The sequence below is a fragment of the Nitrobacter sp. TKz-YC02 genome, assembly GCF_049852135.1.
Classification (GTDB): Bacteria; Pseudomonadota; Alphaproteobacteria; order Rhizobiales; family Xanthobacteraceae; genus Nitrobacter; species Nitrobacter vulgaris.
The window spans coordinates 1,789,656-1,815,160 of record NZ_CP180728.1 but is presented as its reverse complement, the minus strand read 5'-3'; the positions used below and the strand labels follow the sequence as shown (position 1 = coordinate 1,815,160).

Below are 25,505 nucleotides of genomic sequence, written 5' to 3'. Positions count from 1 at the left end.
GCGAAGTGAATCGGGTTCGCGTGAAGAAAACGCATCAAATCAAACTGCTTATCTCACGAGCGCACGCGAACGTAGCTGCCCGGTGCATCCTCGATCGGAGGTAGCGCGCCGGCCCCGACCTCGCGCGCCGCGATCTCCTTGCCGTCGATATTTCGCAGCCATGCGAGCCAGTCCGGCCACCACGAGCCCTTATGTTCCTCCGCACCCTTCAGCCACTGGGCGAGAGTCTTGTTGCGGAGCTTGTCGTTGGTCCAATACTGGTATTTGCCGCGCGCGGGTGGATTGATCACACCTGCGATGTGGCCCGATCCCGACAACACGAAGCGTACCGAACCGCCAAAGAAGCGCGAGCCGTACAATACGGATTCCGCAGGCGCGATGTGATCGTCGCGGGTAGCGAGCGCATAGACGGGCAACTTGACCTTCGAAAGGTCGAGCAAGGTATTGTCGAGTACCATGGAGCCGGTGGAGAGACGATTTTCGAGATAGCAGTTGCGCAGATAAAAGGAGTGGTTGGCCGCCGGCATCCGCGTGGCATCTGAATTCCAGTGCAGAAGATCGAAGGCGGGTGGTGCCTTGCCCTTGAGATAGTTGCTGACGACGTAGGACCAGATCAGGTCGTTGGAGCGCAGCATGTTGAAGGTCATCGCCATCTTGCTACCTTCCAGCACACCGGACCGCTTCATGTCGCGTTCGAGCGCGGAGATCTGATCCTCATCAGCGAATATCAGCAGGTCGCCGGCATGGGTGAAGTCTACCTGAGCGGCGAAGAAGGTCGCCGACCTCACGCGCGACCGCCGCTTATTCGCAAGCCATGCCAACGTGGCAGCAAGCAGAGTGCCGCCGACGCAGTAGCCAGCGGTATGCACCTTTGTCTCTCCGGTGGCCTTTTCGATGGCATCCATCGCGGCGAGCGGACCTTCCTTCATATAGTCCTCGAAGGTCTTTTCCCCGAGCCTTCCGTCCGGATTGACCCACGATATCACGAACACCGTGATGCCTTGGTCCACGCACCACTTGATGTAGGATTTCTCCGGCCTGAGATCGAGGATGTAGAATTTGTTGATCCAAGGCGGCACGATCAGCAGCGGCGTCCGCAGCACGCTTTCGGTGCTCGGTGAATACTGGATCAGTTGCATCAATTCGTTCTGATAGATCACCTTGCCCGGCGTCGTCGCGAGGTTGACGCCGACCGCAAGACCGGCAGAGTCGGTCTGGCGGATGCGCAACACCCCTCTGCCGGCCTCGATGTCTTCCGCTAGCATCTTCATACCGCGCGCCAGATTGTCGGCGTTGGAGGCGAAGGTTTCACGGAGTACTTCGGGGTTGGTCATCACGAAATTGGACGGCGCGACTGCATTGGCGAGCTGTGTAATATAGAACTCAGCCTTTTTGCGGGTATGTGGATCGAGGCCGTGGGCGTCGTGCACCAGTTCGTTCGTCCATTTGGTCGTCAGCAGATACGCCTGCATCAGAAAGTCGAAGAGCAGGTTCGACCGCCATTCCGGATCAGCGAAGCGTTTGTCGCGCGGTTCCGGCTCGATGGCTGGCCTGACCTCCTCGCCGGCCAGGCGCCGCGCGGCATAACCCCAAAGCTCCAGATAGGATGCGCCGAGCTTGGCCTGTAATTCGACGGCCCGGGTCTGGTCCGACAGCCAGTATTCACAAACCGTGCTGACGGTCTTGATCAACTCGGCGAACTCGGTCGGCGAGTTGTCGGGGGTCTGGTCGTGCTCACGAGCCTTAAGATAAGCGGCCAGCGCCCTGCCACCGTTTTGCATGGCATTCGCAAGGTTCATCGCGAAGGTGTCGGAGTCGAACCCCGTCGTCGGCTTGGTCTCGGTGGATACCTCGCTCATGGACGCGTCTGAGGGCTTGTTCATCATTCCGTCACGCAGGTTGCCAATGGCGGGCATGGATCATGACATAATCTTGGGGACTTGTTGCCTGATTCGATGTGGTGCAGTGCGACAACACTTCTTGATCCCGCCATACATGGGCCGTGATGACTCGATTGAAATGGCCGCAGCTTCTTGGATTTCGAAGTTTTAATATTTTCGGAAGCATAATGGTCTCGCCTGCGATTAGGTTTGATAAAACAAACATTTACCGGCGCAAGCTTGGACGGGACGATGTGAGCAGCGTGACGGTAGCATCACAACGACAGACGAGCAGACGTGCGGGACCCGTGATCGCCTGCACCGCCGCATTGGCGTTGATGTCGCAGGCGCTCGGAGGCTGCACATCGATTGCGGATCTACCTTTCGAGGCTCCGTCGGGTGCGGCGGAACGGCCCCATGACGTATCATCCTATCCTGCGGTGCATGACCTTCCTGCCCCAAGAGATCATGCGGCGATGGATCGTGCCGAACAAGCGCGGATCGAAAAGGAACTGATCGACGCGCGCGACCGCCAAGCTCACGCCTCACAGGACCACGGCTCGGAACCCAGATAACTTCGCTCGGAAACGCTATAAAACACGCGAAGTGATGGCAGAGCAGGGTGTCCGTGCTAAAAGATATGATTCAAGTAGAAGGCTGCGCCTGAAACGTCAGACCTCGACGTCGGCGAGCTGACACTTGAATGTGCCAAGCCTTTGAATACACACGTTTTCTGCTGAAGCTTCGTCGACTTCATCGAGGCAATGGGCGATCGCCTCGTCAATCCGACCTGGAGCCAGGACTTATGGAAGAGTTTTATCGCATCCGCCGTCTGCCGCCTTACGTGTTCGAACAGATCAATCGCGCCAAGGCGGCTGCACGGAACGCCGGAGCCGATATCATCGACCTCGGTATGGGCAACCCCGACTTGCCGACGCCGCGCCACGTCATCGAAAAACTCAAGGAAACCCTCGGCAAACCCAAGACCGACCGCTATTCAGCTTCGCGCGGCATCACCGGCCTGCGGAAGGCTCAGGCGGGTTACTATGCCCGCCGCTTCGGCGTGAAGCTCAATCCCGATACGCAGATCGTGGCGACGCTCGGCTCCAAGGAAGGTTTTGCGAACGTCGCTCAGGCAATCACCGCGCCGGGCGACGTGGTGCTCTGTCCAAACCCCAGCTACCCGATTCATGCATTCGGCTTTTTGATGGCTGGCGGCGTGATCCGCTCCGTGCCGTCGTCGCCGACGCCCGATTTTTTCGCCGCCTGCGAGCGCGCGATCATCCATTCCATTCCGAAACCGATCGGACTGATCGTCTGCTACCCGTCGAACCCGACGGCACAGGTGGCAAGTCTCGATTTCTACAAGGATCTCGTCGCGTTCGCCAAGAAGCACGAGATATTCATCCTGTCCGATCTCGCTTATTCCGAAGTCTATTTCGACGATAACCCGCCGCCTTCGGTGCTACAGGTGCCCGGCGCTTTCGACGTCACCGTGGAGTTCACCTCGATGTCGAAGACGTTTTCGATGGCCGGCTGGCGCATCGGTTTCGCGGTTGGCAACGAACGCATCATCGCGGCGCTGGCGCGTGTCAAATCCTACCTCGATTACGGGGCTTTCACGCCCGTGCAGGTGGCGGCCACGGCGGCGCTGAACGGCCCCGACACCTGCATCCGGGAGATGCGCGAGATCTATCGCAAGCGCCGTGATATACTGGTTGAATCGTTCGGCCGTGCCGGATGGGTGATTCCGCCGCCTCAGGCCTCCATGTTCGCATGGGCGCCGCTGCCCGAGCGTTTCCGTGATCTCGGGAGCATGCAGTTCTCGACCCTGATGGTTGAGAAATCGGGCGTCGTGGTTTCGCCCGGTGTCGGTTTCGGCGAGCACGGCGAAGGTTATGTCCGCATCGCCATGGTAGAAAACGAGCAGAGAATTCGCCAGGCCGCACGGGGCGTTCGCCACTTCCTTGAAAGCGGCATTGAAACGTTGCACAACGTGGTTCCTCTCGCCAACCGGCGGTAGGCGCCAGTCCGGAGAACGGCTTTCCGGTCTTTCGCTCGGATCGTGCCCTGCACGCCGGTTTTCCAGCAGGTTTGTTATGGTCGCACCACTGAAAGTGGGCGTCGCGGGGCTCGGAACTGTCGGGTCCGCCGTCGTCCGACTGATAGAACAGCAAAGCCGCGCGCTGTCAGCACGCTGCGGACGCGGCGTTCGCGTCGTCGCTGTTGCAGCACGCTCGAAAACCAAGAAACGCGACGTCGACCTTACCGACATCGCATGGGCTAAGGACGCCCTGGCGCTGGCGAACGATCCCGGCATCGACTGCTTCGTTGAGCTGATGGGCGGTTCAGGCGATCCGGCGCACTCGGCGATCGAGGCGGCCCTGAAATCCGGCAAGTCGGTGGTGACGGCCAACAAGGCGCTGATCGCCAAGCACGGTCTGCGGCTCGCCGCTCTCGCCGAGCAACACCACGGCGCGTTGAACTACGAAGCCGCGGTCGGCGCCGCCATTCCCGTCATTAAGACGCTGCGCGAAGGGCTTGCGGGAACCACGATCAATCGCGTCTACGGCATTCTCAATGGCACCTGTAACTACATCCTGACGCGGATGGAGAAGGAAGGCCTGTCGTTCGCCGAATGCCTGAAGGATGCCCAGCGTCTCGGCTATGCCGAAGCCGATCCGTCGTTCGATGTGGACGGGCACGACACCGCGCAAAAGCTGTCGATCCTGGCGAGCCTGGCTTTCGGCACGCGTGTTGCGCAGAGCGCGGTCTATGTCGAAGGCATTTCCTCGATCGCGCCGGAGGATCTTCGCGCCGCCGAGGAACTTGGCTACCGGGTCAAGCTGCTGGGGGTCGCGGTGCGGACCTCAAAAGGCATCGAGCAGCGAGTGCATCCGACCATGGTGCCGAAGACGTCGTCTATCGCACAGGTCATGGGCGTCACCAACGCGGTAACCATCGATGGCGAAGGCATCCCTCCGATCACACTTGTCGGTCCGGGTGCCGGCGGAGCCGCGACTGCGTCTGCCGTGGTGGCAGATATCGCCGATGTCGCGTCCGGCATTCGGGCTTTGCCGTTCGGCCGGCCCTCGGCGAAGCTGCGCGCGACCGAGAAGGCACCGATGGAGCGCCACGAGGGCGGTTATTACATCAGGCTGATGGCACGCGATTTCGCCGGCACTGCTGCGACCATCGCCACGCGGCTGGCCGAGCAGAAGATTTCAATCGAATCGATCGTCCAGCGTCATCCCAACGGCAAGCTGGATGACGAGGAATCCGACACGCCGACTTCGCCGGTTCCGGTGCTCCTGATCACCTATGCAACCCACGAGGATGCGGTGCATCGCGCGCTCCATGCGGTGCGGGCTGACAAGGTCATCACAGGACGCCCGCAGGTGATACGAATCGAGAAGAACTGAACGAGGATTGCGTGCCGACGCAGGGGCCTCCACGCTGCCCGAGGGAGTTTGAGACGATGCCGACACAGAATTCCGTCCCATCGCAGGAGGTGCTGGAGCGTATCCTGACGCTCGAAATCGTGCGCGTGACGGAGCGGGCGGCGGTGTCGGCGGCGCGTCTGCGCGGTCGTGGCATGGAAGAGGCATCGGATCAGGCCGCGGTCGATGCGATGCGGCGAGAACTCAACAATTTGCCGATCGACGGAACAGTCGTGATCGGGGAGGGCGAGATCGACGAAGCGCCGATGCTGTTCATCGGCGAGAAGGTCGGCAACACACGAGGCCCGCAGGTCGATATCGCCGTCGATCCGCTCGAGGGGACCGTGCTATGTGCCAAAAACATGCCGGGCGCGATCGCTACCATCGCGATGGCTCAAGCTGGCACGCTGCTTCACGCGCCGGACTGCTACATGGACAAGATCGCGATTGGTCCGGGCTATCCGATCGGCACGGTGGATCTCGACGCGCCTGTGGAAGAGAACATCATCAATCTGGCCAAGGCCAAGGGGGTCAAGCCTACCGAGATCACCGCCATCCTGCTTGACCGGCCTCGCCATGCGGCGAAGATCGCCGCGCTCCGCAAGCTCGGCGCCGCGGTGAGCCTTATCAGCGACGGCGACGTCGCCGGCGTCATCCACACCGCCGAGCCGCGAACGGGAATCGACATTTATCTCGGTAGCGGTGGCGCCCCCGAAGGCGTGCTGTCAGCGGCTGCGCTTCGCTGCATCGGCGGTCAAATGCAAACTCGTCTTATCATCGACAGCGAGGCGTTACGCGAGCGAACTCTTCAGATGGGCATCGCGGATGCCAGGAAAAAATACGAAATCAGCGACATGGTGAAAGGCGACTGCCTGTTCGCCGCCACAGGAGTGACATCAGGTTCGCTTTTGTCCGGTGTCCGGTTCCGCAAGAACGGGATCGAAACCGAAACGGTGGTGATGCGGTCGGCGACCGAGACCATGCGCCGCATCAAGGCCGAACATCGCAAGATAGACAAGTTCGACCTGGATTGAACCAGACCCCAAGGCCGGCGATAAGGCCGACGAGGTTGTTGGCTTCATGCGATATCGCAAGGCACGGACAACATCATGACCTTGCCAGCCTCCGCGTTGCCGATCGAAGCGCCTGATGCCTTTCTCGGTGTGTCGCATTCGGCGACCGGCCGTCTGTGGCGTGATCGCCTCGATCCGCGAGGCACGGCGCGCGCACTGGCGATCACTCAGCGCCATCGGCTACCGGAAATGCTGGCGCGGGTGATCGCCGGACGTGGCGTCGAAATCGATGCCGTTGAGGATTTTCTCGACCCCACCATCCGCCGGCTGATGCCCGATCCGTTCACCGTGACGCAGATGGAGGCGGCCGCCAAGCAGCTCGCAGATGCCGCGATGCGCGGCGAGAAGGTTGCGATCTTCGGCGATTACGACGTTGACGGCGCGACCTCTGCGGCGCTTCTCGCCTGGCATCTGCGACATTGCGGCCTTGATCCACTGATCCATATCCCGGACCGCATTTTCGAAGGCTATGGTCCGAACGTCGATGCGATCAACACGCTCGCGACGAAAGGCGCGACGCTGCTGGTGACCGTGGACTGCGGCACCACGAGTATCGAGCCGCTGGCGGTCGCAAGACAGCGGGGTATGTCGGTCGTCGTAATCGACCATCACCAGTGCGGCAACGATCTGCCCGAGGTCGAGGCGCTGGTGAACCCGAACCGGCCGGACGATCTTTCCGGGCTCGGACATCTCGCCGCCGTCGGTCTCGTATTGGTGACGCTGGTCGCGTTGAACCGCGAGCTGCGCCAGCGCGGCTTCTGGATTGACGAGCGGCCGGAGCCGGATCTCCTGAACATGCTGCATCATGTCGCGCTCGGCACGGTCGCCGACGTCGCGCCGCTGACCGGCCTTAACCGTGCCTTCGTCGCGAAGGGGTTGATCGCGCTGCGCCGCCGCGATCATGTCGGCCATACCGCGCTGATGGACGTGGCGCGGCTGAACGGTCCGCCGGAAGCCTGGCATCTCGGTTTCATGCTGGGACCGCGCATCAATGCCGGAGGCCGCATCGGACGCGCCGATCTCGGCGTGCGGCTGCTGCTGGAAGGCGATGTCTCGGAAGCTGCGCGGATCGCCACCGAACTCGATCGCCTCAATACCGAGCGCCGCGTGATCGAGCGGGCGGCCGAAGCGCAGGCCGAAGCCGAGGCGCTGGCCTCGCTTGGCCTCGAGGACAAGGGGTCCGTCATCGTCACGGCGTCCGAGGGCTGGCATCCCGGCGTCGTCGGTCTCGTTGCGTCTCGGCTGAAGGACAAATTTTCCCGGCCCGCCTTTGTTGTCGCGCTCGAGCCGGGCGGCATCGGCACCGGATCGGGCCGCTCCATCGGCGGCGTCGATCTCGGCAAGGCGGTGAGGCAGGCCGTGACCGATGGCGTGTTGCTGAAGGGGGGTGGTCACGCCATGGCGGCCGGCGTCACGCTGCGGAAAGAACGGCTCGCGGAATTCCGCGCCTACATGGAAACAGCGCTCGCTGCCGATGTCGCGCGGTCGCGCCACGTCCGCGAGCTTTTCATTGATGGCGCGGTCAGCGCGAGGGCGGCGACGCCCGAGTTCGTGGCGACACTCAATCGCGCGGGACCGTTCGGCGCGGGCAACCCCGAGCCGGTGGTGGCGTTGCCGTCGCACCAGTTGATCCATGCCGACGAGGTCGGGCAGGCGCACCTTCGGTTGCGGCTCAAATCCGGAGACGGGGCTATCGTAAACGGCATCGCGTTCCGCGCGGTCGGCCAACCGCTCGGCAACGCGCTGGCGCAAATGCGGGGACAACCGCTGCATGTGGCGGGATCGCTGGCAGTGGACCGCTGGCAGGGCGCGGAGCGTGTGCAGTTGCGGGTGGTGGATGTGGCGACGCCAGATCCAGGGCCAGCGGTTATTCGCTGAAACGATCATTACCCATAGCGTTTCGCGAGTATCTGGCTTTCGACGCGTTATCCGGTATGATTGATATCCGTGGAAGAGAACACGCTTTACGATCAGCCCGACCTATATGACTTGATGGCCCCGCGTGACCACGTTCTAGAGCGGTTCTACCTTGAAACCGCCAGCGAACGAGGGGGCAGCGTTCTCGATCTTGCCTGCGGAACGGGTCGTCTAACAATTCCGCTCGCTCAAGCCGGCCTACAGGTTGTGGGAGGTGATGTTTCTGCCGGGATGTTGTCGCGGGCGCAACATTGCGCCGAAAGACAGGCTGCTGCCGTCGAGTTTGTTCAACTGGATATGCGCAACTTCGATTTGAATGGGCGCACCTTCGACACCATTATCGTCGCCGTCAATTCTGTTGCGCACCTTCAAAGCCTCGACGATTTCAAGGGCTTTTTTCGATCTGTTGCGCGGCATCTTTCACTGAAGGGCAGGCTTGTTTTCGACGCATTCATCCCGAATGTCGCTATGCTTGGCCGTGATCCCAAACAGCGTCAATTAGTCGGCGTGGCTGCGCACGAAACATTAGGCCACGTCACCGTAGAGGAGGGTCTTGTTCGATATGATCCACTTACACAAGTTAGCCACCTAGATTGGTTTTGGTCGACACCGGAGAAGCGAGACTTTTTGAAGACCTCTTTGCAGATACGCAGCATCTTTCCGCAGGAGATGCCGCTTCTGATAGCGTCAGGTGGCTTGCGCCTCGAACGGCGGTTCGGTGACTTTGATTGTAGCCCGATGACCTCAGAGAGCCTACGGCATGTATGTGTGTGCCGGCCAAACGAAGAATAAATTGAGGTTCACAGCTGGGCACATAACGGCAAAGCCATTTTACGTGTCTACGTTTGGCCGAATCGATCCCTGACGAAGTTAGCAAAGGCTGGGATCGGATTACCTCAGCTCCCTCAGCTTCGCCAGCACTTGCAGTCCGGCATAGCCGTCGGTCGGCAATCCGACGCGGGTCTGAAAATCCTTCACCGCCTTCATGGTGTCGTTGCCGACGCGGCCGTCGGTGCCGCCGGTATCGAATCCGGCTTTGGTCAGACGCGTCTGCACCTCCTGCACTTCCGCGAGCGTGAGCGCGCGTTCCGAACCGGGGAAGGGATGAATGAAAGGCGACGCCCCGAGAATGCGATCGCCGAGATGGCAGATTGCCAATGCATAGTTCATCGACGGATTGTAGCTGCGAACCGCATAGAAATTCGGTCCAAGCAGGAACGCCGGGCCGCCCGGTTCCGGGACCCAGAGTTTGGCAGATGCATTCGGCTGCGGAAACGCCTTGCCATCGGCGCGTTGCACGCCGGCGGCCGCCCACGCGGCATAACTGCGGCTGCCGCTCGCGCCACCGGGCGCGCGCACCTCATAACCCCAATGTTCGCCGCGATGATATTTTCCACGGTTGATCAGGTAGCGCGCGGTCGAGCCCAGCGCGTCGTCGGGTTTTCCAAATGGCGAGACCCGGCCGTCGTGATCGTAGTCCATGCCGACGTTAAGCCAGACCTCGGGCATCCATTGGGTGTGTCCCATCGCACCGGCCCATGAGCCGTGCATCTCTTCGGGCGTGCTCCAACCCTTGTTCACGATGCGCAACGCGTTGATCAGTTCGGTTTCCCAATAGCTGCGCCGTCGTGGTTCATTCCAGGCGAGCGCCGCCAGTGAAGGAAACACCGGGCGCATGTGGTTCTTCTGAACCAGCGGATCGCCGAACGCGGATTCAACCCCCCACAGTGCCAGCAGTGTGCCGCGCTCGACGCCGAAATCGTGTTCGATCCGTGCGAAGAGCGCTTCGTTCTTCCGCAGCGCTTCTTTGCCCGCGGTAATCCGCCAGTCCGAGACGCGACGGTTGATGTATTGCCAAGTCTTTTCATGGAACTCCGGCTGGTTGCGCATCTGCTTGAACACGCTCATGTCCGGTTCGATCCGGCCCATGCAGCGGCTCCAGGTCGCCTCTGAGATGCCCTTCGCGAGCGCGCGGGCGCGAAAGCTGTCGCGCCATTGCTCGAAGCCCTGAGGCGGGGTGGCAAGAGCGGGGAAGGGCGCAAGCGCTCCCAACGCTCCAAGGCATTGTAGCGCGGTGCGCCGGCTGAGCCGGATGTGAGAATCGAGGATTGTCATGCAGCGAGCATAACGGAGGGAAGCACCCCGCAGCAAAGCCTCATTGCGTTGCGGGAACCTCGACTCCCCCGGAAAGCTTCTCGGACTCGAACCGTACTCCGATAAGTTGTCTTCGGAGATCAGTGTTTATCAGGTTGTCAGTCCTTGGCGCGCTCGACGTAAGAGCCGTCCTCGGTCATGACCACGATCCGCGTGCCGACGCCGACATGGGGCGGCACGCCGGTGCGGACGCCGTTCGACAGCACCGCGGGCTTGTAGGATGAGGAGGCGGTCTGCCCCTTGGTGACCGGCTCGGTGTCGACCACTTCGAGCGTCACCCGCTGCGGTAGCGTGATCGCCACCGGCACCATGTCGTGCAGGGACAGTTTCACCACCATGTTTTCCTGCAGGTAGGGCGCGGCGTTGCCCACGACCTCCTTAGGCACCTGAACCTGATCGTAGGTCTCCGCATTCATGAAGTGGAAGCCGTCGGCGTCTTCATAGAGGAACGTGAAGTTGTGATCCTCGATGGTGGCGCGCTCGACCTGGTCTGTGGTCTTGTAGCGCTCGGAAATTTTCACGCCGTCGCTGATCCGCCGCATCTCGATTTGGCTGACCGGGGTTCCCTTGCCGGGGTGGATGTTCTCCGCGGTGAGGACCACGTAGAGCTTGCCGTCTTGCTCGATGACGTTGCCCTTGCGAATAGAACTGGCGATGACTCTCACGGCTGGATTTCCTAAGGTTTGGCTCGAGACCGGTCCGGACGGGGGCGTCCTGCGGCCGTTGAGGCGGCTTCGGGCCGCAACATACTGATTTGGTTCGCTCGCGCCAGTGGTTTGCGGCCGATTCCGGTCGATTGCTGAGGATGGATGAATCGGATTTCACCCTGGTGGGACCGGGCAAGGCACGCGGACCGGAAGCCGTTTCTGGAAGCGCGCAGGACTGTGACGAAGGCGCTGCGGGCCTGGTTCGACGCGCAGGGGTTCGTCGAGGTCGAAACCGGCGTTTTGCAGGTGTCGCCGGGCAACGAAACCCACCTTCACGCGCTCGGCACCACGCTAACGATGCCCGCCGGCGACCGAGTCACGCGCCACTTGCGCACCTCCCCGGAATTCGCCTGCAAGAAGCTGCTGGCGGCCGGCGAGCAGAAGATCGTGGAGTTCGCGCGGGTATTTCGGGACCGCGAGCGCGGCGTACTGCACCTGCCGGAATTCACGATGCTGGAATGGTATCGCGCGGGCAGTTCCTATGATGCGGTCATGGCCGACTCTATCTCCGTAATCGCCATTGCGGCGCAAGCGACCGGCATTCCGAGATTTTCGTTTCGCGGCCGGCAGGCCGATCCGTTCGTCGAACCGGAGCGGTTGACGGTCGCCGCTGCGTTCGACCGCTACGCGGGGATCGACCTCCTGAATACGGTCGTCGGCCGCGAGGGTGACCGCCCGGCCCTGGCTGCGGCGGCGCGGGGGAGGAGGGTGCGGATCGCGGACGACGATAATTGGTCGGATATCTTCAGCAAGGTGCTGGTCGAGCATATCGAGCCCCAACTAGGGCAGGGCCGATTGACGGTGCTATTCGAATATCCCGCGCCGGAAGCCGCGCTCGCGCGCGTCAGTCCGTCCGACAGCCGTGTCGCCGAGCGTTTCGAGATCTATGCCTGCGGCGTCGAGCTTGCGAACGGCTTTGGTGAATTGACCGACGCCGCAGAACAGCGCATCCGTTTCGTGCGAGCGATGAACGACAAGCAAAGCCGCTACGGCGAGCGCTATCCGCTGGATGAGGATTTTCTTGCGGCCGTGGCCAAAATGCCGGAAGCGGGCGGAGTGGCGCTGGGCTTGGATCGGCTGGTGATGCTGGCGAGCGGAGCGTCGAGAATCGATCAGGTGGTATGGGCGCCGCCCGCGGAGGATGCATGAGCGTCAAGACCAACAGGAGCGTCGTTTCGACATTACGGCGGCCGGAAGACCTGATCGCCCATGGCCTCGCACCCGCATCAGGGCTGGCCGATCTCGAGAAGGTTGCCGCGCGCTATGCGATCGCGATCACACCGCACGTCGCCGCCCTGATCGATCCGACCGATCCCGATGATCCGATCGCGCGGCAATATCTCCCAAGCGCCAATGAACTGGCTGCACAACCGGGCGAACGCGCCGATCCGATCGGCGATCACGCACATTCCCCGGTGGACGGCATCGTTCACCGTTATCCCGACCGGGTGCTGCTCAAGCTCGTTCACGTCTGCGCTGTATACTGCCGGTTCTGCTTCCGTCGCGAGATGGTGGGACCCGCCAAGGAAACTGCGCTATCGAAATCCGCCATCACAACCGCGCTCGATTACATCCGGTCGCATCCGGCAGTCTGGGAAGTGATCCTGACCGGCGGCGATCCGCTGATGCTGTCGCCGCGGCGGCTGGCCGAAATCATGGGCGAACTTGCCGCAATCGATCACGTCAGGGTTGTCCGCGTCCATACGCGCGTGCCGGTAGCCGATCCCGCTCGCGTCACTGACGAGATGGCGGCGGCCCTACGGATGGACGGCGCCACGACATGGCTGGCGCTGCACGCTAATCACCCGCGCGAACTGACCGCGGCGGCGCGGTCGGCCTGCGCGCGGATTGTCGACGCTGGCATTCCCATGGTCAGCCAGTCGGTGCTGCTGCGCGGCGTCAACGATGACGCGGCGACGCTGGAGACGCTGATGCGCGCCTTCGTCGAATGCCGCATCAAGCCGTACTATCTGCATCACGGGGATCTCGCGCCAGGCACCGCACATCTGCGAACCACCCTGGAAAAAGGCCAAGTTTTAATGCGTGCGCTACGTGGTCGCGTGTCCGGCTTGTGTCAGCCGGATTATGTTCTCGACATTCCCGGCGGGCACGGAAAGGTGCCTGTGGGACCGGATTATCTATCGCGCTCAGATTTAATATCCGGGGAAGGTGAACATGGTCCAAAATTGCGTTATCGTATTACCGACTATTGTGGCGGCGTTCACCTTTATCCGCCGGTATTGTAGAGGTTCGTTTGTCCGGCTGGCTTAGTCACAGATCAATCGCGGAACGTTTGCGCGTTCTCAACCGTTCTTGACAGGCCGATCTCGGACGTTGGAGGCAGCGAAATGAACAAGATCATCGCGTTGGCGGCTTTTGGGGTCTTGATCGGTGCGCCCGCGGCGCTTGGGCAGTATCAAGCGAGGGACGGGTCGTCACCAGGTTCAAGCGTTGACAAGTCCTCGCGTTACGACGCGCCGATCGGTCATCGCCAGCCGCGCCCGAGCGACTTGCCGCCGGAGAGGGCGGACACGGAGAACCCGACACAGGTCGATCCGGCGGATGCCGCCCTCAAACGCAAGATTAAAAGCATCTGCCGCGGCTGCTGATGCGCCTGGGTTTCAAAGTTTGCGAATTAGCGCCTTCATCTGACCTCTGTCAGAAGGCGAAACGCTCTAACGCGCATTTCGCATGGCAAGCGCCATTCCAATCAACGTGGCACCGCCGAATATCATATTGAGGCCGACCAGCAACCCGATGGCCCAGGCCGCCGATCCCGGGAGGCCGACGATGATAACGCTGGCTATGATGATGTCCATCACTCCCGCGGTCAGCAGCCAGCCCCACCGCTGTGAGAGTTCGCGGCGATGTTCAAGAGCGTACATGATCGTGACGGCACCCTCGGCGAGGAAGTAGGCGCCGAGCAAGATTGTCAGCGTCAACATACCCTGTACGGGCTGCACCACGAGCAGGATGCCGACGAGAATCGACAGCGCAGCCGAGAGCAACGACCACCAAAAGCCCGGCATCCCCCGTGCCCAGAAGGTGGCGACAAGTCCGACGACACCGCCAACGAGAAAGAGCCAACCGAGAAAGATCGTGATGGCGAGGCTCGCCAGGGGTGGCACGACGATGACAGCCAACCCCAGAAGCGCAAGCAGGATGCCTTCGAAAAGGAAGGCCTTCCAATGCTCGCGGACTTCCGTGCTCACTTTCAACTGAAGGCGTTCGAAATCTTGGGAAGGGGTCGTCATTGGCTGGGCTCCATGAAGCGGAAACGCGCATCCCTCGGGCACCAGCTTAACGCGCGACGGCTTCAAAAGCAGCAAAAACCGGAATCCCGATCGGATGGCGACATTTCCGACCGGCACGGTGCCATGGTCAAACCAGCCTGCTTTTACGGGGCAGGCCGCACCAAGACGTCCACCGTTCAGACCTGCACACCCTCTCCGTTGCAGGGCGCACTGTTCCAATTGCCCCACTGAACATTGGCAAGACTACGAAAATCTGTCGTCAGCGGACGCCGTGTAAGTTTCTCGTAAGCGCCGATGACCTTCTCTGAGGCGGTGAGCTTGCGCCGTAGGTTAGCCGCTATCCGCAGCGTCTCGACGCGCACTCGCGGATCCGCAGTTTCCCCAAAGCGAAAACGGCGAACCTCGATGTCGCGCAGAGCTTCGCGATACTTTTTCAATTGAGCGCGGTGCCATGCGATGGTGCTATCGCTATCAGCCATCAAAAAATCCTCACTCTGCGCGGCTGTATTTAGCCGCAATAAAGAACGAGAGCCGAACCCATCATCCGCTGATTTCGATTCGTCAGCGGAGGAGGGAATTGAGACTGAGAAAGCGTCGACGGATTCTGGTTAATCAAAGGTTAACGACCGTTCATGGCGCTGGGTGAGGCCCAGCAACACGCGGGGGATCCTCGATTCCATCGTTCGCAAGAAGGCTTACTGAAGGGGAAAAGGAATGTTTAGAAGCGACCCGCCAACCGTGATTGTTTTATTGACCGGCAGCGGATTGCACGTAAAAGCAGGGCCGTGAAAATTGTAGCTTTGCGTTCGTTCTGATTACCATTTCAATTGATGCGATGAATTGTTGACTATGACAATTACGGGTCTCGATAGAGAAATTCTGCTCACGCTCAACGCATTCGGTGGAGGAAGCAACAACCTCTGGGACCTCGCGAACAATTCGCTTTTCAGGGGATTTCCGGTGTTCTTTTCTCTTGTCGCCCTGTGGTTTTCCGGTGACCAGGCTGAGCGTCGCGGTCGTATGCTAGCCGGGCTGCTGGCGGTCTGTTTGGCGACAATGCTTTCTGTTTGGTCACAGTTTCACACCGCGGTTCACATACGTCCAATTTTGGACTTGGCGATTCCTCTGGACACTGTCATTCCGCGAACACCATGGGACCGAACGAATTCGTTTCCGAGCGACACAGCGACCTTGTTTTTTAGTCTCGCTGCTGTGGTTTTTGTAGAAAAGCGGTGGGTCGGGCTGTTCTGCTTTGTTTGGGTCGCGGCGATAGTCGCGATTCCCCGGATCATTGTCGGGCTCCACTATCCAAGCGACATTCTTGGGGCGTTTATTCTTGGACCGGCGACCGTTTTCCTTTTTGCCACGCTTCCATACCCAAAGGGTCTGTTTGAACGCGCGCTCACATGGTTCGAAGGCCGTCTGTATATTGTTCACGCACTCTTATTCATTTTTTTGGCCGAAGCGTTCGACCTGTTCCCGAGCTTGCAAGCCCTCGGAAAGGTGTTTGCGCGAATGCTTCACTCCTAGAGCCTTTTCGCTTTTGACGGAATCAGAAGCGGAACTCTTTCTTTATTTTTTGACGCGTTTTCTTCACGTGAACCGGTATCCACTTCGCTCTAAAACGCTATAGAGTTTTTGACAAAGCGTTTTCGAACGAAACATGTCCTTCGGGCTTGCCATACTGCACAAGCACACATGAGTTCAGATCACCGAACAGGGAAAGCCATCACGGGGGTTGGGTTCGCCTCATGCGATGCCATTCAGGCCGCCGGGATGCCGCCGCACGCGCAGCCCACACCGCTTGAGCAGAACGATAGGCCGGCTCCAGCCATGCAGGAGCCGTCAGTCCACGACATCATGGCTGCGCTTGGTGACACTGACCCAACCGAGCCGCTACACACGGGAAACCAACGGAACAACACAGCGACAGATGCGCCGTTGCCCTGATTTCCCGTATGTCACAGCTCGGCGCCAAACTCGCCCCGTCTGTTTTATTTCGAGTGCGATTTCCGCGAGCTGTGTTTCGTCTCCGACGCCGGAGCAGACGCAGAAGCAGAAGCAGCTTGCTCCGAAAGTTGATCGAGACGTGTGTTCAGCTTTCCTACGTCCGCTTGAAGAGCGTCTACGGTCGTCTTGATGGACTCAGGATTTTCCGTCCCAGCAACCTTCCTCTTGAGCGTGTCGAAATCCGATGCAGAGAAAGCGCCCAACTTAGTTTGTACGGCCGCGATCTGAGACTCCAGGCCCTTAATCCTAGCATCGAGCTGAGCATCAGATGTTGGCGGAGCCTTCATCTTGGCTTCGAGGAGGAGCAAGCGTTGTTCAAGTCCGGCGGTTGCATCGGCGTGCGGCGCAGCCTGGTGTGCAGGGGCGGATGCCGCCTTCGCTTCGCTCGTAAGCCGGCCGGTACTGCTCCATACCAAGGCCATGCTGCCGAAAAACATCACGCAGATAACGGCTATGCCCCCGATCAACTGATTGGAGCGGTCGTGTTCATTCATCACGTTGCCTCCTTGCGTTGCTAACGTTGCATTGCTTACGTTGCGTCGTCTCCCTTCGAGCCAGTTGCCAACTATGACTGAGCTGCGACATTTTGTACAGGGGCGCACGCATCCATTGGCGGCGTCTGCGGGGGTCTGTGCTCATCGCGGCATTTTCGAAAAGGGCCAGAAAGAGCGACGGTGTTCCATCCAGGAACTTCGCCCTCGGACGCCGTGCAAGCTACCGTCGTCATTCCGCCAAGCGAAACCGAAAAGATCAGCATCTTACGACGCCAGTCTCTACAAGAAGCACAACATCATCGAGCGCTTCTTCAGCAAGCTGAAGCAGTTCGGGCGCGTCGCAACCCGCTATGACAAATTGCTCGCCACTTCATGGGATTCGTCGCCGCCATCGCCATCTGGCTCAGATAGCTAAATCATCACTACGATCTAGAACTATTTGCGATACGTCGGTTAAACAACCAAAGCGCGAGGGCGCTTACCAGCATCACCAGCCCGCCCAGCAGCACCGACAACGGCGTAGCCCCGAGTCGCTCAAACCATTGAGTATAGAAATGAATACCGCTGAAGACGGCGACGAGATTGACCAACCAGCGTCGATTAGCCCGAACGGCCCAGAATCCAGCACCGAGCAACGCCACCGCCCACATCACGCTGAATGCCACGGCCGGAATGATGGGTTTGGTCATGAGCGTCGAGGATACGTCCTTGGCAGCGAGCGAACGTATCAGCATCAGTGGATCGCCCCATAGTGAACCGATCCAAAAGCCGAAATTGATCAACAGCAGCGAGGTTCGCGCGGCTGTGACCGCGAGCCGCGCATATTCGGCTGGCAGACGTCGCGAAGCTCGATAGGCGATCAGCGCCACCATAGAAAACACGACCACGGTGAGCGTCGGTTCGAAAATGGCTAGCGAATAGCTGGCGTAGCTATAACCCGTGCGTGCGCCCAGGCAAGCCGAAGCTGCCAGCACCGCCAGCGCCATCAAGAGGCTGGAGCGAGCGATGATAGCTGCGAGACAGAAAACACCTGTGACAATCAGCATGGTGGCAAGGAGGTCGGCACGATAGGCGATAGCGCCGCCGCCTAACTGGAGCTGCCCCGTTTTGTGGTCCAGATGTCAGGCAATTTCTCGAGCTGTTTGAGTTTGTCGTGCGAACTCGTTCGGCGTCAAGTTGCCGAGCGAGGTGTGGGGCCGATCATTGTTGTAGTGGCACCTCCATTCCTCGATCCGTTCGATAGCGTCGGCCATCGACAGGAACCATGAGGCATTCAGGCACTCCGCCCGGACGCGACCGTTGAAGGCCTCGCAAAACGCATTGTCCGTTGGCTTTCCGGGTCTCGAGAAGTCGATCTCGACGCCATTGTGATAGGCCCACTGGTCGAGCATCTTGCCGGCGAACTCGGGGCCATTGTCGCAGCGAATGGTCTTTGGCTTGCCGCGCTCCCTTGCCAGCCGCTCAAGAACCTCGACGACCTGGAAGGCCCTGAAGTTCGTTCTCGGAACGATCGCAAGTGATTCTCGGGTGTGGCAATCGACAACGGTCAAAAGTCGGAACGGGCGACCGTTGAACAACGCATCCGACATGAAGTCCATCGCCCAGCAGTGGTTCACGGCGGCGATCTTCGGCCGATCGGAACGATAGCGCCAGGCCCGTTTGCGCTTCGGCGTTTTTGTCCTGATCGACAGGCCTTCTTCGCGATACAGCCGGTAAGTGCGTTTGTGGTTCAAGCGATAGCCCTCGCGCAGCAGCAGGACGTGGAGACGCCGATAACCGTAACGCACCCGGCTGGCTGCCAGGTCCTTCAGCCGAATGCGCAGCTCGGTTTGCGGATCGCCGCGCGACTTGTAGCGTTGTGAAGAGCGATGAAAGCCGGTCGCTTTGCAGGCCCGTCGTTCGCCAATATCGTAGACCTTCTGCAGATGGAATACGACCTCACGTCGGACGGCGGGCCTCACCATTTTTTTCGCAGGACGTCCTGCAACATCGCCTTGTCCAGCGTCAGATCCGCCACCACACGCTTCAGCTTCGCGTTCTCGTCCTCAAGCTGCTTCAGCCGCCGGATCTCGCTCACGCCCATGCCGGCATAGACTTTCTTCCATCGATAAAATGTCGGCTCCGAGACCCCCATCTTCCGGCAGATCTCCTCGATCGTCGTCCCGCTCTCTGCCTGCCTCAACGCAAAGGCAATCTGTTCCTCCGAAAACCGCTTCCGTTTCATGGCATCCGCCCTCCGTGGGGTTCAGAATGCCCGAAAAAATTGCCTTCAACATGGACCAGCTTCCTGGGTCAGGATCACACCGCACCCGCCGCAATAGCGACGACAGCGAACCCGACAAGGATGTTGATGCCGAGAGAGACTGTATCATGTGCAGCGAGCTTCGTGAGCTTTTCGGCTTCCTCGCTCGTTAGCTTGCCTTCCTCAACAAGCTTGGAAATGTCCAGCGTAATTTTCATCGTCCCTCGTCCAGCGGAGCCGATCCCTATCCCATATAAGAGCTGTCAACCTATCAGAAATCAACATCCCAACTTCGTTGTATGATCGTCAGGGAGGACTGCGCGCACATATGAAATGCAGTTATGCTGTGCATATTATGGTGCGAAATCGGAGATGGCGGTTTACGGCTACGCGCGCGTCAACCGCAAATAGCTAGCGAAACTGACGACGCTACAGTTTATTGACTTAGATCAACGAAAAGGTCCGCTATCGCACTCCGATGATCGGCAAAGGTCACGTCGGATGCTAGATAGCCAATTGACCAGTAGATCGGAGAGTTGCATGAGAACCATCAAGCCGTTGGGACTGCTAGCGCTGTTAGTATTGCTCGTTGCACAATCGGCTTCGACAGAGGCTGCGGATTTGAACGGAGCTTGGGCGATTGATTCCTCGACCTGCGGTGACATATTTACCAAAAAGAATAACAAGCTTGCTTTCAAGCAAGATGCTGATCTCCACGCGGGCGGTATAATCGTTCATGGAAAGCAAATAACTGGCACATTTGAGAAATGCACCATCAAATCATTGCACGATGACGGGCGGGATGTGCGAGTGATTGCGGCGTGCTCGGACGGTATCGCGGTATCGGACATGGAGTTCGACGTGAAAATCTCCGGAGAAAACAAATTCACACTTAGCTCAAAGGAGCCTGTACCGGTTGAAATGCCATATGTTCGCTGCCCGATGTGACCGTCCGGACGGCGACATTTGTGGCGGACGATGGAGGTTCGTCATGTCTATGCCAGTGGCATTGCGCGCAGACGCCAAGACATCTTAGCTGGCATCACCAAATGAAACGACGAGACATAAGGGCCGCATTTCCTAGCAAAGCAGGAGATTAGACGGTTTTAGGATGTTCGCCTGAAGTGAGACCCGAAAGCATTCGGGGTCCCACTACAGCGCCTTGGTTTAGCTTCAGAGATAAGCGACCAACCCTACAGACGACGCCGCAAGCGATATCAGCGCGGCTCCAAGCATCATCCATAGCGTATCGAGTTTCGTCGTCAGCAAAAGGACGAAGCAGACAGCCGCAATGGTGATGGTAATTGGACCTGTCAAGCCGTCATGCCCCAGCGGAATCGCCGCAGCTAACAGCAACCCAGCACTCGCGATCACAACCGTTTGCAAGATCGATTTGACGCGGGAGTGTTCCATTCTGCGGCCCACGAAGTGAACCAGTGGAATGATGAGGAGCGCAGGCGTAATCATAGCAAGCCATCCCGCGACGGCCCCCGGAATCCCTGCCGCAAAATACCCGACGCTCACGATATAAAGTCCGACAGGCCCCGGCGAACTACGGGTAATTACGACGGCTTCGTTGAGCTGCTCATTGGTAAGGACGTGATAGTGATTCACCAGTGCCTCTTGGATGACCGGCAACGACGCGAGTCCTGCAAAGGAGGTCACCGTGCCCTTCAAGAGCACAAGATAAAGCAACAGTATGTTCATGGCAGGAAGCATCCCACGACGGCGGCGATGACCAGCACGTAAATGGGCGAGATGCCAACGACAACATTTAGAAGGAACGCGCTCGCACCAATCAGGATCACGCGCAGTCGCTTACCCGTCTTGAAGTACGGATGCGCGATGGTCCAAACCGTCTTCACCGTAACCGCGACGGCCGCTGCAACCGCACCCTTGATCGCCGCCTGAGCGAATGCGTTTTCTTGCCATTGGGCAAACAGCATGGTGATAACCACCACGAACAGCGTGCAGGGGATAGAGGACGCCAGCAGCGTAGCAATCGCGCCAGACCAACGGCGCAACATCCAGCCGACACCGACACAGAAGGCAAGAACATTGGTGCCGGGCGTTAGCCGACCAAGGGCGAATGACAGCGCGAACTGCTCTTCGCTAATCCATCGCCGTTTTGCAACGACCTCACTGTGTATGACTTCCGTTGTCGCGCTTCCTCCACCGAGCGTGAAGTTGGCATAGCGCGCGAAAACGCCAGCGAGTTGCCTGAGTGTTGGTTGATTCATCGACATGCACGACACGACCGCTTGGGCGCCTAGTGCGCCAGATTAAGACAAGCCCGTTTCCGTCGTGCCGGAGAGTTTCACACCTGCTTACGGCAGGCCGTGAGGCATGCACGAACTAATCAGAACTCCCGGAGGGTTTCAAGCTGCGGCTATTCAGCGGTCACAAACGCGAGGGATAGGGCGTAACGACTGCCAAGGGAGTTTGCCCCGCTCCACTGTGTCAGTGCGTTAGTCTGAAGTGAGACCGAAGAGGTTCCAAGAAACTCTTATGCTTTTCCGATCCGTTAAGCTCACCATGTCAGAGCGCCTTCCTCATCTTTACGCACGCCATTGACCAGCGACCGTTCAGCAAATGGCTTCCGTATTCGGTGACCTCATACCCCTGGCTCCGATAAAACGGTTCAGCTGTCAAAGACGAGTCGGTTTGATGCCCGCGTTCCGAGCCGTCTCCTCAATTCTCATGAGAAGGGCTTTTCCGACGCCTGTCCTGGCAACGTCGGGAGCCACGTAACATGCTCGCAATTCATTGTTCGCCATGACTAGACAGGCCAAACCGATAATGAGACCGTCGCTATCGGCAACAAACCGGATTTCATTCTCGGGATTGGCTGTAACAGCTTCCACAACATCCGACGTAATAGGCAATGGTGCCCACGCCTCAATGATTTCGGCTGGGTAGTCCCGGGCAGCAAGACGACGCACGGCCGCATGGTGCACTTCCAAAAACGCTCGGGCGTCGTAGTCCCGCATTTCCCGTATGACCAATGCCATGGTCGAGGACGTTAGCATCGTATTTAAGGGTCACAAACACGAAGGGTAGGGCGCTAAGGAAAACAAGGGGCAGGTTAGCCGTTGGCCGTTCGGCCGATGGCCCGGCCGCAGCGTACATGTCGAAGGTTGAGACCTTGTGAGAGCTGGCGGTCGGCGAGACCGAGTTTACGATGAAGCGGCTGCGCAGCGCGAATTAGCTTTCGGTGCGCGAAACCCGCCGGTGCGGGAGCCCCGGCGGGTTTGGAATGGAGACGAGCGGATTAGAGGAGGAAAATCGCCAACAACACGACAACGGTGACTACGACCGCGGCACCGATCGTCCCGAGTTTGATGAAGGACTTATACGTTTCCTCGTGCGCTGGATAATCCATTCCTTCCGCGGTCGAGTACGACAATTCGCCATGATCAGACATGTCAAGCTTCCCAGGTGCGGTTGATCTTGCGTCTCTCACGACGGTGACCGGTGAGACCGATATAGTTGCCCGCGGTCACCGCCAATTCATGCAGTTCTGCGAGCTTACGCTGGCGGGTGTTCGCGCCGGCGGCTCTCGGTCTGACGCTCGCCATAAACTAAAGCTAGCGAGAATATCGCTATGACGCCGGCAACGAATGCGGTCACAATGATTGTTTCGGTTGGCATGTCGATCTCCCATTTTGCTTTCGACAAGCCAAGAATACATTTCAATCACATGCATGTTTTTCATCTAGCGCAAAGACGCCGTTATTCTCTCACACAGATGCTCTGGGGCGTCAGACCCAGAATGGAATCTCTTCGCACTATGTGCTGCGGCGCTGCTGATGCTGGGGTTCGGCTTGGCGCTGGAGTGAGCGCAACGCCTTATTGATCTAGAACAAACTATAAAAATAGAAGGCATGTTAAACGAGTGAATTGCCGGTAGAGACCCCGGCGGTATCCAGGCCCGTCCTGGGCCCGTTCCTTCTCTGACTCGGCCCGACGCTTCACGGCGCTGGGCCTTTCTTTTCGGCTGCGGCTCGCTTGCCTTGAACCGTGTCGACCGCGGGCGCCGACGAGGCGCCATGAACGGTTCGATAGAAGCTGCTGCGGGCAATAACCGGCCGTCGTTTCGACCCATGCTCCCTTCACGAGACCAAGGAGGGTTATGGCGTCATATAGGGTTCCCGCGCGAGGACCGTTCCGTTTAGCCGACGCATTGGCGAAGCGCTTCAATATCCAGAATGTCGATGTGGCGGTGCGAGGAAATCTGAATCACTCCGGCTCGCCGCAACCGCGTGAGCTCGCGCGAAACCGTTCCAATCGTCAAGCCGAGAAAGTCGCCAATTTCGGCGCGCGAAAGCGGAAGATCGAAAGCTGTGACGCCATCGCCTCCTGCAAACGGATCGATCTGCCGAACCATCATCATAAGAAAGCTGGCTACCTTTTCGTGTGCCGTCTTGCGTCCAAGCGCCAGCATCCACTCGCGACCCTGATCGACCTCACGAAGGGCTTGGTGCAGCAGTTTTGCTTCGAGGGCCGGATTTTCTTCGAGCATCTTCCGCAGCGCGCTCCTGGTTATGCTGCAGATCTCAACATCCGAACAGGCTTCGACCCGAACAAAACTCTCCTCTTGATGAAGTCGTCCGACGAAATCGGGCGCGAATTGAAGTCCGACGATTTGTTGGCGACCATCGGCCAAAGTCTTGGTCAGCTTGAGCACGCCGCGCATGACATTGGCATAGGATCTGATCGGTCCTTGCTCCTGTAAGAGAACGTCGCCGGCGGATACCTTTACGACACGCGTGAATTTGGCGAAACCCACCAATTCGTCGGCATTGAGCGCGCCGCACATACCCTTGTGCCGTACATCACAGCTCCGACAGAGCTTCGGCACATTAGAGTTATGGATGTCCTTCCGGGGCGGGTTCATACTGCTCTAGCTTGAGGATAATCGTCTGCAGGGCCGAGACACCGCTTCTTTCCAGCTGCCGGTTCTCCGGACGGATCCTGCATCCCATAAATCTTCCTGTCTTTGCGGTCGCGCAAAGGCGAACCTGAATTGTTGCGCTACCACAATCTGAATAGTTTGAGCGACGAGCGATGATTGCACACGAGCGATTTCTGAGCTGACGACCAGTGAACGGCAACGCCCATTGCATATCGCTAGCTCGACCATGGCCAGTGCCGTGAGAAGTGTACACAGCGGTTTATTGGCCATCCATTGGACCCGAAACGGGCTTGTCGAGCTAGCCTATTGAAATCATTGGCGCTCCCTAGCGGACCAAGACGACTGAGCCGTTTCAAGGTGTTGGCCTGAGGTGAGACCCGGAGGCGTTCCGCGGGATTCTTATGCTTTCCAATACGCGTGGCTCACCGGGTGCAAGTGCAGCGCCCCGTTTAGCATCAGGGAACCAACCCTATCGGAACTGCCCGTCGAGAAACTTACAGACGAACTTACCCCGCGACGGCGACCAATTAAGGAACGAACGGTCAGTCGGCGGATTAGTCTACTCAGCACATGCTTGTGCAAAGGAGCATGTCCATGAGTAACGATCACGAAACTGGCCATCTGACCACCAGCGATAAAGAGTCGGGGAAAGCTGTCTACGGCGCTGAGAACAAGAAGATTGGTAAAATCGAAAGTGTCATGATCGACAAGACCAGCGGGGAAATCGCTTACGCTGTCCTCAGTTTCGGTGGATTTCTCGGTATCGGCAAAGACCATTTCCCGGTGCCTTGGAAGCTATTGCGATTTGATTCCGAGCTTGGCGGTTACCGTTCCGACATCAGCGAGAACCGGCTGCACGGCGCTCCGAAACACGGTACCGAGACCATCTTCGATTGGAACGCCAGGTACGCCGAACTGGACGACTACTACAACGAGGAAGTCCTTTCTGCTGACAAGCACTGGTTTGGTAAGGTTGGTGAGGCTGCGGGCTCTATTTTTAAGGGTAACAAACGCGAATGGTAGGGCGTGACGGCTGCGAGAGCAGTTTCCCCCGTACCCCGTCCGCAAAGCCATCGCCTTGAGTGGGACCGGTAAGGTCCGCGAGGGAAATGATTAGACACCGGCGCTAGGAACTGGTGGAGAAATGGCCTTTGGCGCTCCCTAGCGGAATCGAACCGCTCTCTCCACCGTGAAAGGGTGGCGTCCTAACCGATAGACGAAGGGAGCTGAACTTTTCGGCGGCAAATCGCACGCCGTTTCAGGCTCAATCCGCTGCGATACTACCGTCAAATCAATATCCTATATTGATTTGATCAGACGGAGTTTCCGGCCGACATGAACCGACCGGCTGCAGTCGCGAAACGTATAGTGGCGTTTTCCCGGAGGAGCAAGCATCTCCCACGGCAGGACCACGGCAGG

General features: G+C 59.0%; 26 protein-coding genes, 1 tRNA gene and 2 pseudogenes. 13 read left to right on the top strand and 16 right to left on the bottom strand.

The window, feature by feature from the left end; all coding sequences use genetic code 11:
- Positions 1-53 precede the first annotated feature (53 nt).
- On the bottom strand, positions 54-1,859 hold the full coding sequence (phaC, locus tag ACM561_RS08615) for a class I poly(R)-hydroxyalkanoic acid synthase (RefSeq protein WP_425909445.1): 1,806 nt from the start codon (positions 1,857-1,859) through the stop codon (positions 54-56).
- A gap of 284 nt (positions 1,860-2,143) precedes the next feature.
- Here phaC and ACM561_RS08610 point away from each other — a divergent pair, with 284 nt between their 5' ends.
- The 6 genes from ACM561_RS08610 (at position 2,144) to ACM561_RS08585 (ending at position 9,102) form a co-directional block, all read left to right on the top strand.
- Positions 2,144-2,455: a hypothetical protein gene (locus ACM561_RS08610; protein WP_425909444.1), complete on the top strand. Its 312-nt coding sequence runs from the start codon at positions 2,144-2,146 to the stop codon at positions 2,453-2,455.
- A gap of 230 nt (positions 2,456-2,685) precedes the next feature.
- The gene (locus ACM561_RS08605; RefSeq protein ID WP_079446791.1) at positions 2,686-3,903 is read left to right on the top strand and encodes an LL-diaminopimelate aminotransferase; all 1,218 of its coding nucleotides are present in this window, start codon (positions 2,686-2,688) and stop codon (positions 3,901-3,903) included.
- A gap of 76 nt (positions 3,904-3,979) precedes the next feature.
- Positions 3,980-5,302 (top strand): homoserine dehydrogenase, encoded by a 1,323-nt coding sequence (locus tag ACM561_RS08600; RefSeq protein ID WP_425909442.1) that lies wholly within the window; start codon positions 3,980-3,982, stop codon positions 5,300-5,302.
- 56 nt (positions 5,303-5,358) lie between these two features.
- On the top strand, positions 5,359-6,354 hold the full coding sequence (gene glpX / locus ACM561_RS08595) for a class II fructose-bisphosphatase (RefSeq protein WP_425909441.1): 996 nt from the start codon (positions 5,359-5,361) through the stop codon (positions 6,352-6,354).
- 75 nt (positions 6,355-6,429) lie between these two features.
- Positions 6,430-8,271, top strand: a complete 1,842-nt coding sequence (recJ, locus tag ACM561_RS08590; RefSeq protein ID WP_425909440.1) for a single-stranded-DNA-specific exonuclease RecJ — start codon at positions 6,430-6,432, stop codon at positions 8,269-8,271.
- A 69-nt stretch (positions 8,272-8,340) separates the two neighbouring features.
- Entirely contained in the window at positions 8,341-9,102 is a 762-nt protein-coding gene (locus ACM561_RS08585) for a class I SAM-dependent methyltransferase (RefSeq protein ID WP_425909438.1), read from the top strand.
- A gap of 99 nt (positions 9,103-9,201) precedes the next feature.
- Here the strand turns inward: ACM561_RS08585 and ACM561_RS08580 are convergent, their stop codons facing one another.
- Positions 9,202-10,425 (bottom strand): lytic murein transglycosylase, encoded by a 1,224-nt coding sequence (locus ACM561_RS08580; protein WP_425909437.1) that lies wholly within the window; start codon positions 10,423-10,425, stop codon positions 9,202-9,204.
- Positions 10,426-10,562: 137 nt separating this feature from the next.
- The gene (gene efp, locus ACM561_RS08575; RefSeq protein WP_079446787.1) at positions 10,563-11,129 is read right to left on the bottom strand and encodes an elongation factor P; all 567 of its coding nucleotides are present in this window, start codon (positions 11,127-11,129) and stop codon (positions 10,563-10,565) included.
- A 144-nt stretch (positions 11,130-11,273) separates the two neighbouring features.
- On the opposite strand from efp, the gene epmA reads away from it, so the two are divergent.
- From epmA to ACM561_RS08560, 3 genes are all read left to right on the top strand, one after another.
- Positions 11,274-12,320 carry an EF-P lysine aminoacylase EpmA gene (gene epmA / locus ACM561_RS08570; RefSeq protein ID WP_425909436.1) on the top strand — a complete coding sequence of 349 codons (1,047 nt, stop codon included), beginning with the start codon at positions 11,274-11,276 and terminating at the stop codon, positions 12,318-12,320.
- Positions 12,317-13,417: a lysine-2,3-aminomutase-like protein gene (locus tag ACM561_RS08565; protein WP_425909434.1), complete on the top strand. Its 1,101-nt coding sequence runs from the start codon at positions 12,317-12,319 to the stop codon at positions 13,415-13,417. The genes epmA and ACM561_RS08565 overlap by 4 nt, the downstream gene beginning before the upstream one ends.
- Before the next feature lie 102 nt (positions 13,418-13,519).
- Positions 13,520-13,780 (top strand): hypothetical protein, encoded by a 261-nt coding sequence (locus tag ACM561_RS08560; RefSeq protein ID WP_425909433.1) that lies wholly within the window; start codon positions 13,520-13,522, stop codon positions 13,778-13,780.
- A 66-nt stretch (positions 13,781-13,846) separates the two neighbouring features.
- Here ACM561_RS08560 and ACM561_RS08555 read toward each other — a convergent pair whose 3' ends face one another.
- Entirely contained in the window at positions 13,847-14,425 is a 579-nt protein-coding gene (locus ACM561_RS08555; protein ID WP_425909431.1) for an HdeD family acid-resistance protein, read from the bottom strand.
- 176 nt (positions 14,426-14,601) lie between these two features.
- Positions 14,602-14,904 (bottom strand): hypothetical protein, encoded by a 303-nt coding sequence (locus ACM561_RS08550; RefSeq protein WP_425909430.1) that lies wholly within the window; start codon positions 14,902-14,904, stop codon positions 14,602-14,604.
- Positions 14,905-15,274: 370 nt separating this feature from the next.
- Between ACM561_RS08550 and ACM561_RS08545 the strand changes: the two genes are divergently transcribed.
- Positions 15,275-15,955, top strand: coding sequence for a phosphatase PAP2 family protein (locus tag ACM561_RS08545; protein WP_425909428.1), 681 nt, complete (start codon positions 15,275-15,277; stop codon positions 15,953-15,955).
- Between the two features lie 464 nt (positions 15,956-16,419).
- Here the strand turns inward: ACM561_RS08545 and ACM561_RS08540 are convergent, their stop codons facing one another.
- Positions 16,420-16,929: a hypothetical protein gene (locus ACM561_RS08540; protein WP_425909426.1), complete on the bottom strand. Its 510-nt coding sequence runs from the start codon at positions 16,927-16,929 to the stop codon at positions 16,420-16,422.
- Positions 16,930-17,191: 262 nt separating this feature from the next.
- Between ACM561_RS08540 and ACM561_RS08535 the strand changes: the two are divergent.
- Positions 17,192-17,340: pseudogene (locus ACM561_RS08535) on the top strand (transposase); the annotation flags it as partial.
- Positions 17,341-17,351: 11 nt separating this feature from the next.
- On the opposite strand, the gene ACM561_RS08530 reads toward ACM561_RS08535, so the two are convergent.
- The 3 genes from ACM561_RS08530 to ACM561_RS08520 form a co-directional block, all read right to left on the bottom strand.
- Complete coding sequence (locus tag ACM561_RS08530) at positions 17,352-17,975, bottom strand: hypothetical protein (RefSeq protein ID WP_425909425.1); 624 nt, start codon at positions 17,973-17,975, stop codon at positions 17,352-17,354.
- Positions 17,976-18,050: 75 nt separating this feature from the next.
- A protein-coding gene (locus tag ACM561_RS08525) for an IS3 family transposase (RefSeq protein ID WP_425905403.1) occupies positions 18,051-19,153 on the bottom strand; the annotation gives its coding sequence in 2 pieces (ribosomal slippage) (positions 18,051-18,892 and positions 18,892-19,153; 1,104 coding nt in all).
- Between the two features lie 74 nt (positions 19,154-19,227).
- Positions 19,228-19,389, bottom strand: coding sequence for a hypothetical protein (locus ACM561_RS08520; protein ID WP_425909423.1), 162 nt, complete (start codon positions 19,387-19,389; stop codon positions 19,228-19,230).
- 322 nt (positions 19,390-19,711) lie between these two features.
- Between ACM561_RS08520 and ACM561_RS08515 the strand changes: the two genes are divergently transcribed.
- Positions 19,712-20,119, top strand: coding sequence for a hypothetical protein (locus ACM561_RS08515; RefSeq protein WP_425909422.1), 408 nt, complete (start codon positions 19,712-19,714; stop codon positions 20,117-20,119).
- Between the two features lie 225 nt (positions 20,120-20,344).
- Here the strand turns inward: ACM561_RS08515 and ACM561_RS08510 are convergent, their stop codons facing one another.
- The 6 genes from ACM561_RS08510 to ACM561_RS08485 all read right to left on the bottom strand — a co-directional run bounded on the left by ACM561_RS08510 (position 20,345) and on the right by ACM561_RS08485 (position 24,068).
- Positions 20,345-20,878, bottom strand: coding sequence for a chromate transporter (locus ACM561_RS08510; protein WP_425909421.1), 534 nt, complete (start codon positions 20,876-20,878; stop codon positions 20,345-20,347).
- On the bottom strand, positions 20,875-21,417 hold the full coding sequence (locus ACM561_RS08505; protein WP_425909419.1) for a chromate transporter: 543 nt from the start codon (positions 21,415-21,417) through the stop codon (positions 20,875-20,877). The genes ACM561_RS08510 and ACM561_RS08505 overlap by 4 nt, the downstream gene beginning before the upstream one ends.
- Before the next feature lie 402 nt (positions 21,418-21,819).
- Positions 21,820-22,161 carry a GNAT family N-acetyltransferase gene (locus tag ACM561_RS08500; RefSeq protein WP_425909417.1) on the bottom strand — a complete coding sequence of 114 codons (342 nt, stop codon included), beginning with the start codon at positions 22,159-22,161 and terminating at the stop codon, positions 21,820-21,822.
- Between the two features lie 281 nt (positions 22,162-22,442).
- Complete coding sequence (locus ACM561_RS08495; protein ID WP_425909416.1) at positions 22,443-22,595, bottom strand: aa3-type cytochrome c oxidase subunit IV; 153 nt, start codon at positions 22,593-22,595, stop codon at positions 22,443-22,445.
- A 1-nt stretch (position 22,596) separates the two neighbouring features.
- Positions 22,597-22,749: a hypothetical protein gene (locus tag ACM561_RS08490; protein WP_425909414.1), complete on the bottom strand. Its 153-nt coding sequence runs from the start codon at positions 22,747-22,749 to the stop codon at positions 22,597-22,599.
- A gap of 593 nt (positions 22,750-23,342) precedes the next feature.
- Positions 23,343-24,068: a Crp/Fnr family transcriptional regulator gene (locus ACM561_RS08485; RefSeq protein ID WP_425909413.1), complete on the bottom strand. Its 726-nt coding sequence runs from the start codon at positions 24,066-24,068 to the stop codon at positions 23,343-23,345.
- Between the two features lie 612 nt (positions 24,069-24,680).
- Between ACM561_RS08485 and ACM561_RS08480 the strand changes: the two are divergent.
- A pseudogene (locus tag ACM561_RS08480) lies at positions 24,681-25,031 on the top strand (PRC-barrel domain-containing protein); the annotation flags it as partial.
- A gap of 207 nt (positions 25,032-25,238) precedes the next feature.
- On the opposite strand, the gene ACM561_RS08475 reads toward ACM561_RS08480, so the two are convergent.
- A tRNA-Glu gene (locus tag ACM561_RS08475) sits at positions 25,239-25,313 on the bottom strand.
- Positions 25,314-25,505 lie beyond the last annotated feature (192 nt).